The 12664-nt window shown below is 39.5% G+C and carries 12 protein-coding genes, 1 pseudogene and 1 riboswitch; of the genes and pseudogenes, 5 read left to right on the plus strand and 8 right to left on the minus strand.

What is annotated here, in order from left to right:
- Positions 1-147: 147 nt before the first annotated feature.
- The 3 genes from H5201_RS15115 (at position 148) to tnpA (ending at position 1968) form a co-directional block, all read left to right on the plus strand.
- On the plus strand, positions 148-450 hold the full coding sequence (locus H5201_RS15115) for a hypothetical protein (protein ID WP_182785008.1): 303 nt from the start codon (positions 148-150) through the stop codon (positions 448-450).
- A 140-nt stretch (positions 451-590) separates the two neighbouring features.
- The gene (locus H5201_RS15120) at positions 591-1652 is read left to right on the plus strand and encodes a hypothetical protein (protein WP_182785009.1); all 1062 of its coding nucleotides are present in this window, start codon (positions 591-593) and stop codon (positions 1650-1652) included.
- Between the two features lie 124 nt (positions 1653-1776).
- A complete protein-coding gene (gene tnpA, locus H5201_RS15125; RefSeq protein WP_259399704.1) occupies positions 1777-1968 on the plus strand; it encodes an IS66 family insertion sequence element accessory protein TnpA in 192 nt (63 codons plus the stop codon).
- 194 nt (positions 1969-2162) lie between these two features.
- On the opposite strand, the pseudogene H5201_RS15130 reads toward tnpA, so the two are convergent.
- From H5201_RS15130 to H5201_RS15155, 6 genes and pseudogenes are all read right to left on the minus strand, one after another.
- Positions 2163-3137 (minus strand): annotated as a pseudogene (locus H5201_RS15130) (transposase).
- 286 nt (positions 3138-3423) lie between these two features.
- Positions 3424-3981 (minus strand): hypothetical protein, encoded by a 558-nt coding sequence (locus H5201_RS15135; protein WP_182785010.1) that lies wholly within the window; start codon positions 3979-3981, stop codon positions 3424-3426.
- Positions 3982-4005: 24 nt separating this feature from the next.
- A complete protein-coding gene (locus H5201_RS15140) occupies positions 4006-4506 on the minus strand; it encodes a hypothetical protein (RefSeq protein WP_182785011.1) in 501 nt (166 codons plus the stop codon).
- Between the two features lie 461 nt (positions 4507-4967).
- The gene (locus H5201_RS15145) at positions 4968-5447 is read right to left on the minus strand and encodes a zinc-ribbon domain containing protein (protein ID WP_182785012.1); all 480 of its coding nucleotides are present in this window, start codon (positions 5445-5447) and stop codon (positions 4968-4970) included.
- A 5-nt stretch (positions 5448-5452) separates the two neighbouring features.
- Positions 5453-5857, minus strand: coding sequence for a biotin/lipoyl-containing protein (locus H5201_RS15150; RefSeq protein WP_182719137.1), 405 nt, complete (start codon positions 5855-5857; stop codon positions 5453-5455).
- A gap of 137 nt (positions 5858-5994) precedes the next feature.
- Positions 5995-7317, minus strand: coding sequence for a sodium-dependent transporter (locus H5201_RS15155; protein WP_145242282.1), 1323 nt, complete (start codon positions 7315-7317; stop codon positions 5995-5997).
- Between the two features lie 153 nt (positions 7318-7470).
- Here H5201_RS15155 and H5201_RS15160 point away from each other — a divergent pair, with 153 nt between their 5' ends.
- On the plus strand, positions 7471-8214 hold the full coding sequence (locus H5201_RS15160; RefSeq protein ID WP_182785013.1) for a 4'-phosphopantetheinyl transferase superfamily protein: 744 nt from the start codon (positions 7471-7473) through the stop codon (positions 8212-8214).
- Here H5201_RS15160 and lysC read toward each other — a convergent pair.
- On the minus strand, positions 8191-9594 hold the full coding sequence (gene lysC, locus H5201_RS15165) for a lysine-sensitive aspartokinase 3 (RefSeq protein ID WP_182760611.1): 1404 nt from the start codon (positions 9592-9594) through the stop codon (positions 8191-8193). The genes H5201_RS15160 and lysC overlap by 24 nt on opposite strands.
- A 77-nt stretch (positions 9595-9671) precedes the next feature.
- A riboswitch (Lysine riboswitch) is annotated at positions 9672-9843 on the minus strand.
- A 114-nt stretch (positions 9844-9957) separates the two neighbouring features.
- Positions 9958-11205: a sodium:proton antiporter NhaD gene (gene nhaD / locus H5201_RS15170; RefSeq protein WP_145242276.1), complete on the minus strand. Its 1248-nt coding sequence runs from the start codon at positions 11203-11205 to the stop codon at positions 9958-9960.
- A gap of 178 nt (positions 11206-11383) precedes the next feature.
- Between nhaD and H5201_RS15175 the strand changes: the two genes are divergently transcribed.
- A complete protein-coding gene (locus H5201_RS15175; protein ID WP_182785014.1) occupies positions 11384-12664 on the plus strand; it encodes a hypothetical protein in 1281 nt (426 codons plus the stop codon).

The following is a 12664-nucleotide window of genomic DNA, read 5'->3' on the forward strand; positions in this document are numbered from 1 at the left end:
GATTATATCAACGGATATTACAACAACGTTAGGCCGCATCATTATAATGCCGGTTTAGCGCCAAATGAATCTGAGATTAGATACAAAGATTCTAAAACTGTGGCCAAAATTAGTTGACCACTACAACTAGAGCCTTTTGATTCGGGTTTGGACTATGAAGAACAGCCATTAGAAACATTAATAGTTTGCGACTGGTACAAACTTGAATTATCCAATCCAGAAAATTTGGATGGGATTGATATGAATCATGATATATACACTGATGCAGAGGCTTCTGTTTATGTCGGCTGTGCTCATAATTGGTGTCATGTAAAGAAGCTGAGTCTAGAACTAATTTCACCTAGCACCTATCAAATCTCTGGCGAGCTATTAGTCGAGTTTGAAAATGAAGGTGTCGGAGAAAATGAACCATTTAATTTTACAACTGTAGCTACATATGCAAAGGCTTAATATGTTGCTCAAGCCTCGTTCCGGCGCAATAAAACGCGCCTCCTCTGGACAGTCAAACTGCTGCTTAGCAAAGCGTTAGTTGCCATGATGCAGCGGCACTCAAATTAGAGAATCTTTACCAAATTCTAAGGAAAGAACCATTGAAAGATAGCGATATTATAGATTTAGCATGTGATGTTTTTTCTAAGATTACTGGTGATTTAAATTCAAATTTATATAAGGGACTAAATGGCAATCTATCAATTCGCTGGAGTGAAAAAAGGTGCTTTTATGCATATGCCGCTGCCGATCCTGATGTAAGCGGCCCACCAAAACATTTTATTGGCCTAACATACGAGACTGCAATCTTGCTTTATCGCGATATAGAAGATTATCATCTCTATATTGGTTATGGCGCAAACAATCAAAAATTTGATGTTATTTTCCAAGATTTTGAATACCCAAAGACCCTATCTACTGAATCGACTAAAGAGCATTGCTGTAAAAACATGTTTATAAGCGGCATTACATGGATATTATTCCATGAGCTAGGGCATCTAATTCAAGAGCATGGGCATATACGATCTTTATATAATTGTAATGTAGGCAACAAGATTGTTGATTGCGCTGCAAACGATAGCGAAACTAATACTAAGCTATCCGGAAAAGCTTCAGCGGTTTCACATGTTACGGAAATGGCTGCAGATTATTACGCTATGGTTTCATGCCTTAGGGCTTTACTTCGTCACTTCGAAGAAGACGAACTTAAATCTGAGGTTAGGTCTTTCTCTTCTGTTCTAGCACTTGTACTTTATAGATTTCATGGGGTTAATTCATATATTCCAACAGAAGTACCTGAAGGCTCACATCCGCCTCCGTTAATTCGGCTTGAGCAAACAACACCATTGATCTTCGAGCTATATTCTAAATTAACAATAATAGGTCGACTCGAGCTCATCAATATAACTTCATGGTCATCTTATACTGTTGGTCTTTTCTGGCTTAGAAAGAATAGGCAGATGAATCCTCAGTTGCCAGATGATTTCTTTCTAGCTGGTAGTCTTCAAAGACCTGGAATGGTTAGGTATCATAAGGTTATGATTGATACATGGGATGAAATTAAGCCTATTATAGATAGTGTTAAGCGTATTGATGATCATTTTTCCGAATTACAGTTCAATGATGAGTACAGAAAAAAACTATTAACTTTAAAATCGATTTAGCTGTGATTAAGTGGCAACTAATCGGGTAGCCGGAGGTTTCTAACGTAAGCGTCTAGCAAAGTGCACCTGCCAGTAACTCGTCAAACCGATTAAACTATTTCTTAATTTCAATTAGGAGATAGCCATGAGAAAAATACGTAGCCTTGAGCAGTGGCGCAACATTATCGAAGAACAACAAGACAGCTATTTAACTATTACTGAGTTTTGCCAGCAACATGCCTTATCAAAAACAAGCATTTATGCGGCACGAAGTAAGCTTACTGCTGCATCTGGTAGTTTTGTTCGCGCAAAAGTCACTAAACACGTAAACAACTAACGCAGACAGCCACTCTTATTGAACAAGCAAAACTGTGTCACTAAATTTACTCTTTTAGGCTAAAATATATCTTTTGCTACTTGGTTACTTTCACCTCATCCATTAAATAGGTCATTGTCACTATTAAACCTAAATTACATGCATGACAATAACTGCATGATGAAGTTTTAAATTTTTACTGAGTAGTTTGATTCTCATGCAAGTAACTTTTCACAGTTACTCATATTCGCTCTTCGTTTCCTTCCTAAATTATCACAATAGCTTTCATGTGACGAAGGTCTTCCAACAGCGCCATGGAACACGCGGGTAAATTGCGTTGTGAGTTTTAACCAGTTCTCTGGGCTAATATTGACTCGCTCTAATAAAGGAAGGGATGTGTTTTCAATGTATCCTCGCTTATCTTCTCGCATTACACGGCCCGTTAATTCAACAAGTTCAAAATACGATTTAAGCTCAAACGGGAGTCCTTTTGGCATTCTTTGCCGTGGCATCCCTGCAAAACGTAATAGCTTTTTAGGTTGCTTACCTGTGGTTGCACTTTCAATTCGTTTTTGCACACTGGTATGGATTGATTCTTCTGGCGTGTTGGCTATTTTTGCTCTTATTGGGTTTAAATCAACATAGGCCATACAGGCTGCAAGTGCTGCTTCATCTAGTAGAGCTTGTTATTTAAAGCGACCTTCCCAGAATCGGCCTGTGCAGTTATCTTCTTTATTGGCTCTGCGGGCAATATCTTCATTTAACAACCGCATAAACCAGCTAATACTGGATAACCGCTCTCGATATTGCTCAACCGTTTGATTAAAAAAGATGAGCTCTGATTTACTTAATTTTTCACCTTGCAAATATTTTTTCGTCAATAACGTGCCTTTACACAGCTTATGCCAGCGTAGAATAATGGCTTTGTCATTAAGGCGTTTGGCTTTTTTATCATCAACATACAACACTAAATGTGTGTGATTGCTCATCACTGCATACGCACACACATCAATGCAAAATACCTTAGCCAATGCGAGTAGTTTATCTTCTACCCAGCCTCTGCGGTGCTCATAGGACTGACCTGTAAAACGGTCTTCACCGCATAAAAAAGCACGGCGTACACAGCGTGAAATACAATGATAGTACTTTGTATCAATCAAACTTACTTGACGCTTTCTTGCAATTGCCATGGAACACCCTATTTGTTTTTCATACTAATTTAAAGCTAGTAAAAAATAGGGGAAATACAAACTTTAGGGTGGGTGTCATCTTTGTTCCAAAAAGATCAAGAAAACACGGCAGCCTGCTTGACCAGAACTTTCTAATGGGTGACCCCTTTGGTTTCTCTTTTGGACATAAACACGTAGAGTATTTAATCAGTAACGCTTCGCTTAACCAGCGCAAAGTAGAAGGCTAAAATTAGCGACGAAGGAGCGCAAGCCTACTGTTGTGCGTCCTATGTGGTTAAAGCGTTTATTAGCTTTTAATTGCAAGTTGATCAATTAAACCCGGCAGCTCACTGCGCAATTGTTCCAAGTTTTCGTGGTCATCAAGAACCTTAACAATACCACCAACTTTATTAGCCTCGTGAATATATATAGATGCAAAGGCTGTCTGTTTATATGCTTCAAAAAGTTTAAATACTATATTGTTTTGAGTTGCTGTACCCGAACTATTTTTTTCTATAAATTCAACAATTGAATTGTATGCTCGGATATGATCACGGAATACACGAATATTGTATCGTTGTTCCTCAGTAAAACTATCAGCAACATCACAATAAAAAGCGTCAAGAACAGGTGTTGAAACAGGAGCACCTAGCGAGCAACTATAGTTGTGATTATGACCGTATTCTAAAGCTGATTTCTTAGCAGTTTCACTACGCTCACCAAGAAGTATTTCTAAATCTTTTAATTCTGTAGATATAGCTAACTTTAGTTTTTTAATTTTAGATTTTGATTTTATTAGTTCCGTCAGTTGTGATAAGCCCCAACCAACTACTAAAGCAATTAATGCTACTTGCAATCTATCCACGATTCTTCCTTAAAAGCTAATGCTTCAAGAAGAGGCACGCGCGGTTTGCGCGTCCTTCTTGCTTGACTTGTTAAGTTCCATTTCATCAAGCTGTGCTTCTATTGATTGAATGGCTTCAGCTGGGTTTTTTGGTATTTCAATTTTTTGAACCTGACCAAGGGCTAAAAATAGATAATAAATACCACCAATGAAGCCAATTATCCCTAACATGCTATAAACTGATTGAAACAAAAGCCCCAGGGATATCCAAATCAGCCCCTTAATAAGTTCACGCAAAGATGAATAGATAAGCCCTGTTTGGCAGGCATGCCCCTGCAGGTCTTCATTTTTATTAAAGTGTTCTACTCCAGTATATTTTAGCCAAAGCGTTTTAAGCCTTCGGCTTTTTATGCCTTGTGAATACTTCGACAAAACTCTCGCTATAAACCCTAATACTTTGGGAATTATAAAAACTATGAGAGCGAATAATGCCGATCCGAGTGCACCATAAATAATGTTCTCTATGTTTAAACTTTCAAATTCCAAAATTCTCTCCATTTGAACTTAACATTTTAGTATTTGTGCGACACGCAGTTTGTGTTGCATAATCGCTTGTTGGACTGAGGCGCTACCTGCTCGGTGTGTCAGAGTTAGTGTTACTAATGCTATGGGGATTTGCTTTTAATAGTCTAAGCGATATCAAGCCAACTTTACTGGCGTGTCTATCGTATCTAAGCTGTCCCTGCGTTACTCAGCGTTTATTATGTATCCATTAAACCTAATGTTTCACCATTAAGCAATTATATTTAGCCAACCCCCAATGACCGCTGATCGCTCAAAATCGACCTATAGAGTATTTACGTTAACTCATAATGGGGCAGAAACGAGTTACGCCTGAAGGTCTGATTTTGGCACATCTGTGACAGCCAGACTTGATTGAGTCCTATTTATCGGTTCTGACAAATCAAGTTAAGACGTAATCACATAGGTCTCTTAAGTACGTCTACTTACATTTTACGGATAGCATTTATTTTATTAATCTTCTTAATAACTCCTGACTCAAAAAGTTGCTGCGCGCTGGACTTGAGCAATTGAGTTTCCTCAAGCGTTATATGCTCTTTAATGATTAAGTTTGCATAGGTAATTTGCAGCCGGTTTATTGCACGGGTTTTCTTTCTGCATTCAAAGCACTTGATCGCATGTGCATCAATCCAAAACTTTAATTCTTCAAACCAATATTGCTGCTCTTTAGCAAAAAATATAAACGCTCTATGGCAATCTACACATTGCTCTTCTATATCAACATAGAGTTGCCTTGGATATAAACTGTCACATTGTTTTTCGATAACTGCGGGGATTGCCGTCTCAGGGAAGTAATGAACACTTGAATATCGCCAAAAGGCATTCTCGATTTCTTGCTTTGTATAACTATTACCAGAGAGGATTGGCTCGCTGCCATATCTTGGGTGGTTTACATAATTGGTCATCTTAGCTATTTACCCAGCACAAAAAGGATGGCTAAAGCGCCGACTGCTAGAGCAATAATTAAACTTTTATTTAGTTTACTCAACCAAGGAGAAACAATAACGTCATTTTCTGAGTCGTTTACTCGCGGTTGAGGCTGTTGAGCTGTTGGTCTTGCTGGCAGTTCGCTGTCTGCAAGCTGCTGCAAAGTCATTACAACCTGTTCAGGATTAACATGGTCGCCATTTGCAATCGTTATATTCTCAATAATGCCACTGCAGTCGGCCATTATTTCTAAAACAACTTTTTCAGTTTCAACATCAAATAACACATCACCGGCATAAACGAGTTGGCCTTCACTAACATAAAGTTTAGCGATATCCGCTGTGTTTATTGAGTCTGGAAGCGTGGGGACTTTAACATCTATGTTCATAATTCCTCCCTGGATATAATACCAATCGACTTAAATATTTAACCATTTATCTGTCGCTATAAATGGTCAGTAACTTAAAACGATTGGTACAACACTATATATTAACAATTAAAACTAAAAAACTGAAAGCTAAATTATCAACCAAACGCGACATTAGCGAACACGGCGGTCATCAGTATCGGACACACATAACGTATGTACTGAGCAAACCAATAACGCATGCCACTTGCAGCCTCATTTAATTGATTACCACGGCGCCACAACCACCCTACAGTGATAAAGTAAAATAAGCCCATAAGCGGTAATTGATACTGAGTCAGTACCATGATCACTAAACCAAATAGCCAATCAAAATTGAAAATAATCAACGATGACGCGGCTAAAACCGTTAAGCTCACTAAAAACGTCGCTTTTTTACGCTCTACTTGATGGTTTTCAACTAAAAAAGCCACTGGAATTTCAGTGGATGAAATAGTCGATGTGAGCGATGCAATCGACATAAGTACAAAAAACAGTAAACCAACCAATAAGCCAATTTCGCCCATAGTATTAAATAACTGCGGTAGAATTGCGAAAATTAGTTGCCCTTCTCCCACTAATTTTCCATCACTAAATACTTGCACGCCATTGTGCTGCGCCACGTAAATTGCAGGAATAATTAATAAACCCGCTAAAAAGGCAACCCCTGTATCAAGTAACGCTACCGACGCGGTTAACCGCGGCAAATTAGCATCAGGCTGCAAGTACGAGCCATAAATCATCATACAACCGACACCCAGTGACAGTGAAAAGAACGCCTGTCCCATTGCCGCAATAATTAAACCTGGGTCGAGTATTTGGCTAAAGTCTGGCACTAAATACGCAGCAAAGCCTTCACTTGCGCCATCAAGCGTGGCTATATAAGCAATTAGCACAACGAGTAACACCAATAGCATCGGCATTAACCGTCGCGACCATGTTTCTATGCCAGATTTAACACCTTTGAGAATAATACTCGCAGTGAGGATCAGCATCAGTGGTGTAAATACAAAATTACGCGCCATCGAATCCGTGTGTAAAAACGCACTGACGGTGGTAAATCCAAAAAAGCTAGCAATGGGTTCAAGGGCATAAGCAAGCATCCAACCTGCAACAATTGAGTAAAAGCTCAGCATCACAATCGCACCGGCTAAACCTAAATAACCAGCAGCAGCGCCTACTTGCGGTGCTTGCTCTTGCCATGCTTGTCTAAGTGCTTTAACCGGATTAGCTTGCGCTTTATGACCTAAGTACAACTCAGTGTATAAAGCTGGCAAGGCTAAAAAAAAGATAACTATAAAATAGACTAGTAAAAACGCGCCGCCGCCATGATTTGCCGCTTGCGTGGGAAATCCCCAAATATTACCTAATCCAACTGCAGCGCCAGAAGCTGCTAAAACAAAGCCAAGGCGGCTTTGAAAACCATCACGCAATTGTGCCATACATCTACAAATCTGTTATTATTTTTCATTATTGTGAATTAAACCATATTTAACTCTCACAGAGTAATAAATTTGCCTTGGCTTAATTAACCAGCGCACAACCGCACAAAATATAAACATGTTTGTTCTTTTATCACTTTAATTGTGGATTTTATGCCTGCATTATTTTTTCAACAGCAACTCGTTATCACCAAACACAGCGTGCAGCCGTTCAATGCGAAAACTATTTTATTATTTGATGCCCAGCAGTTAAATGTTGATGAATTCGATTTAAACGCACTATTAAGCCCATTTGAACTGACGGTGATCACCCGTAGAAAAAGTTACAAAGCCAAGCAAGAATATTTAGCCACTCGGCTACTGCTTAAGTATTTGGTAAAACAAACGATGCCACAATTTCGTGATCTAGCAAATAACCATATTAGCTCTGAATTTGACCAGCAAAGCAGTAAATTACTGCTACATATAACTGACAGTGACACTGTATTGCGTAGTTGTTTATCCCACTCTAATGGTTTTGTGGGTGCTGCATTAAATGTAGAACGAATTGAATTTGGTTTTGATATTGAAAAAATAAACCTGAAGCGCCCATTTGCAAAGCTCGCTAAGCATTTTTATCATCTTGATGAGGTAAATTTAATAACGCAAGATCAGCAAAGTGCAGAACGATTTTTTAGAATATGGACCTTAAAAGAAGCACTTGCCAAAGCCACCAGCCAACCAATTGCAAAATTACTCAGCCCCAATGTATTTACTGAACTTGAGCGAGCAAATTTAACAGCGCTGAGTTGTCAATATCATGAGTTTGATATCAGTGTGGTAAGTGACAAGAGCACTGACTGGCAGTGCTCTGTGGTAAATTCTACCGCCCAATTACGCGGCGTTTTGAACTTCTAATAAACGGCTGTGGATCGCTTGCACAACAAAGTCTGACTCGCTCTGCTCCACTAAAAAGCACAGGTTATGTTTACTTGCGCCATGACAAATTAAGCGAATATTAAAATCGCTTAATACATTCATTAAGTTAATTTCTTGCTGACGTAATTGAATTTGTGAACCAATTAATGCCACTAAGGTTAAGTTGTTCTCAACCGACACGTGGCAAAACTCCGCTAACTTATCAAGGCATTCTTGATCAAGCTCAGGACGCGAGGCATTTGGCGCATTATCTAAAGTAATTGCAACACTTATCTCTGAGGTAGTTACCAAATCAACCGAGATATTAAACTCACTTAAAATTGTAAACACGTGAGCTAAAAAGCCACTAGCCAAAAGCATTTCGGGGCTTTTTAAGGTTAACAATATTTGATTTTTACGCTGCGTGACAGCACGAATTCCGGGGATTTGTGATTTCTCACGTTCGATCCAGGTACCACCACGTTCAGGCTCACGGCTAGAACCAACAAACACACTAATATGGCTGCGGCTCGCAGGTAAGATAGTTGCCGGATGTAATACTTTCGCCCCAAAGGTAGCCATTTCGGCCGCTTCATCAAAACTTAAACGCGCAATCGGCGTAGCCTTAGCACATAAGCGCGGATCGGTGCTAAAAATGCCCACGACATCAGTCCAAATGTGCACGCTTTTAGCGTTTATGGCTTCGGCCAGTAATGCCGCACTGTAATCTGAACCACCACGACCAAGTGTGGTAGTTTGACCATGTGCGTCGCTGCCTATAAAGCCTTGAGTTACAATAACCTGTTCAGCTAATAACGGAATTAAATGCTCTTTTGCGGCCATTGCTGTTGCAGCTACATCTGGGGTTGCTTTAGAAAACTGGCTGTCGGTTTTTAATACCTGTCGCACATCAAAACGCACCGCATTTAAGCCATTTAAACGCAGTACCTGAGTAAATAAATAGGATGATAAACGCTCACCAAAGCTCAATAACTCATCATGTTGTTGCTTTGATTTTAGTGGTTCACTGGCAAGTGACTTAAAAGCTTTAATGGTTTCATCAAAGCCATGAGCTAAATCAGCATCCAATGACAGCTCATTTAAAATAGCTTCTTGAATAGCAATAACGCCAGCAATATTCTCATTGCGCTCTTCTGCTGATAAATCTTTTTTACATAAGGTCACAAGGTGATTAGTCACTCCTGCGCTGGCACTAACGGCCACTACTCGTACGTTGTTATCGGCTACAATAATTTCACTGCAACGGCTCATCGCTTCAAAGTTAGCCACACTGGTGCCACCGAACTTTGCGACTACGTAGTCTGATTTTTGATTTTGTGCTGACTGTTGCAAGTTAGTTGCAGCTAATTGGGTATTCATGTCGTCTCCTTTTGTGGCATTCATACCACGATAAAACAAGAAGAACTTGGCAAGGGGGTGCTCGATAAGAAAAGTCCACTGCCAGAAGCTCTCCACCTAATTGGTGACAGTTTTGAGGATTCAGCCCCATAAACCGAAAAACCACTGTGACGTCCAGTTGCTTTCCTCGGCGAGTACTTCCCTCCTTAATGATTACAGGCATACGTCGCCTAACATTAAGTACCTAAGTACCGCACCTCTTCTGAATGTTAGATTAATTACGTAAATTATTAGCAATTAAATAACAAAACCCGCTATTAAGCGGGCTTTGAAAGTTATCGTTTAGACGTCTAGCTGTCAAGTTGTTTTAAATAATAAAAGCAATTAAATAAAACTACCTGCTAAATACGATCCCATATAACCAATTGTATAAGCGATTAATAAATACACCGACATACGTAAATAACTCATAAAGGTAAGCGCTTTTACTTTACTCATAGCGATAATACCGGCAGCCGAGCCAATAATAAGCATGGACCCACCCACTCCAGTTGCATACGTAAACGACAACCATTGTTGTGGACTCATCACTATTTCAGCTTTAAGTAACGCAGCCGTTAGTGGTACGTTGTCAACCGCAGCTGATAATATACCCATTAAATAATTAGCGTATTGTGCTGGCATTAACTCGTAAAGATGAGTGAACTTACTGAGCATACCGACTTCTTTCAGAGCGCCTACAAGTAATAATACGCCAACGAAGAACAGTAAGGTGTCGTATTCTATTTCGCGAATATAATCGATGATTTTTTTATTCACATCTTTTTTGCGCATTAAAAATTGCGCTACTAAAAACATCAACGACAAACCAAATAAGAAAGTTAACAAAGGCGGCACATGATAAAGCACGCTTAACGTTAATGTCCCGACAATCGTTGATAAGAAAATCACTGCAATAGTGATATCTGTTTTCTCAATGCGACGGTCCTCTTGTTTGGTAAACTCAACTTGGCCGTTGAGTCCAAATGACAGCATAATGGCCAATAGCGCCACGCTAAATAACGCAGGCACAACCAACAATAGCAAGTGACCAATGGTAACTTTGTCATCAAGGAAAATCATCAAGGTAGTAACATCACCGGTAATTAACGACACTCCGCCCGAGTTCACACTAAAGATGATAAGCGTAGCGTATTTAATTAGCTTTTTCGGATCGAGTTTTAACGACATCACCACCGCAAGGGAAATTAATGTGGCTGTGATATTGTCTGAAATCGACGAAAATAAGAAGGAGAACCCGCCAATCAAAAACATCAGTTTGCGTTCGCTAATAGCACTGGGCATTATCTTATGCACAATATTTTGGATAAAACCTTTGGAGTTCAAATAGGCTACAAAGGTCATTGCAGCCATTAAAAACAACCAGAGTGTGGCAATCTCTAAAATATTGTGGTCAAGTTGATGTTGTACGTTTTCGGGGCTTTGCCCGTGAAGCGGCGAGATAAATAAGATAATCCAGCATAAAGTACCAAAGAAAAGCGTGGTTTTGGCCTTGTTTACATGGATAATATCCTCTATAACGATGAGCACGAATGCTAGCGTTATCAGGGTTAGGATAATTGCAGTTACCATGGTGTTTGAACAACCTTTATAAAAATGTAAAAATTGTATGTTATGAGCCGCAGGACGACACGGCGCGCAGTCTAGCACCAAAGAATGTGTAAAACTATTGTCAATTTGCTTTTCTACGACTAATCGCTGAGGCCTAACAAGCCGGCTTTACAAGATAAATTAGGATTTTTGGAGTTTTATGATCCCAGCTAAAAAGTTGCTAAATACCCTAACAGAGCACTGGGGAATGTTAGAGCTGCTATTTAAACGTTTTAAAATGGCTGATTTCAGCCTAAAAGACGTGCAAAATGCGATCAAACAAAAACAACCTACGTGGTCAAATGAGCGCATTTACAAAGAAACCAACCGCCTTTTAAACCAAGATATTATTATTCCCTTGGCTAAATCGTCACAACTTGAAATTAACCGTGCAATTGCAGATTTTGCCACTTTTTTATTGCAGGAAGAACATTTAGGCTTGGCGCAAGAAATTAGCGTGCTGGTTGAAGATTTAGCCCGTTTGGGTAACCGTTTAGACAATGCCGGTAGTATTGAAGACTACGACGAGATGCGCCGTTTTAGCCGTATTATGGATGATCGGGTGCGTAAAATAATGAAACTATTTGCCCACAACGAAAATGCCATTTTAAATATTGTAGAACAAGCAAAAGCTAATAATGCGGTGCAATCATTACAAAAGCGTTATCAAGCGGTAATTGAAGCGTTCGATGAATACATTGAACCAATGCTTGAAATGGTCGATATTCGTGGCGATTTTCATGCTTGTTTTAATACCATCGAAACACAAATCAGCACGCAAATCGAACATATTGAACGCAGCGGTAAAGCTTATCAAGATAAACGCATGCTTGAACGATTACGTACCCGAATTTTAGAAATGCATTTAGTTGGTCGCGAAAGCCTGCGTAAAAGTGCCGATATGCTAATGCCACTGCGTGAAGAGTTGCGCCGTAATAATATGATCACTCGTCAAGCAGCTAAAGTACTTGGTTTAGTACGTAAAAATGGCGTTGATAATATGCTCAGCGCCGTACAACCACATTTTGTCTCTGACACGCAGCGATTCTCATTGGGGCAACAGCGCCATATGGTCGCTTATATGGCTGCACTTGTTGAGTTTGAACACAGTGAATACGAACTTCCTGATCAACAAGATGTGCCTGCTTTTGTTACGCCCAATATTCCAGATTACAATAATGTTAAAGCAAACTTTAAAAAACGCTTCAATGCTAAACGTAAAAAGCCACAACCATTATTGACCTTTTTAGAGCAAAGCTACCCCGACCTTGAAGCCGACGAAATGCTGTTTTTATATCAAAAGCTGGTAAGTGACAGCGATATTGAAATCAATCAAAGTGATGAGAAAATGCGCGTGAAAATTGCCGGGCAACATTTTTCTCTTTTCCCTTTTAATTCTAAGCCTGTTGACCCTCAGCAAACACCAACAGTGGATGAGTAA

The sequence above is a fragment of the Pseudoalteromonas sp. SG43-6 genome (assembly GCF_014164365.1).
Classification (GTDB): domain Bacteria; phylum Pseudomonadota; class Gammaproteobacteria; order Enterobacterales; family Alteromonadaceae; genus Pseudoalteromonas; species Pseudoalteromonas rhizosphaerae.

Bases quoted from the DNA above. Each gene is read 5' to 3' on its own strand.
- tnpA (WP_259399704.1), top strand. From the start codon at position 1,777: ATGAGAAAAATACGTAGCCTTGAGCAGTGGCGCAACATTATCGAAGAA.
- H5201_RS15145 (WP_182785012.1), bottom strand. From the start codon at position 5,447: ATGACCAATTATGTAAACCACCCAAGATATGGCAGCGAGCCAATCCTC.
- H5201_RS15150 (WP_182719137.1), bottom strand. From the start codon at position 5,857: ATGAACATAGATGTTAAAGTCCCCACGCTTCCAGACTCAATAAACACA.
- H5201_RS15155 (WP_145242282.1), bottom strand. From the start codon at position 7,317: ATGGCACAATTGCGTGATGGTTTTCAAAGCCGCCTTGGCTTTGTTTTA.
- H5201_RS15160 (WP_182785013.1), top strand. From the start codon at position 7,471: ATGCCTGCATTATTTTTTCAACAGCAACTCGTTATCACCAAACACAGC.
- lysC (WP_182760611.1), bottom strand. From the start codon at position 9,594: ATGAATACCCAATTAGCTGCAACTAACTTGCAACAGTCAGCACAAAAT.
- nhaD (WP_145242276.1), bottom strand. From the start codon at position 11,205: ATGGTAACTGCAATTATCCTAACCCTGATAACGCTAGCATTCGTGCTC.
- H5201_RS15175 (WP_182785014.1), top strand. From the start codon at position 11,384: ATGATCCCAGCTAAAAAGTTGCTAAATACCCTAACAGAGCACTGGGGA.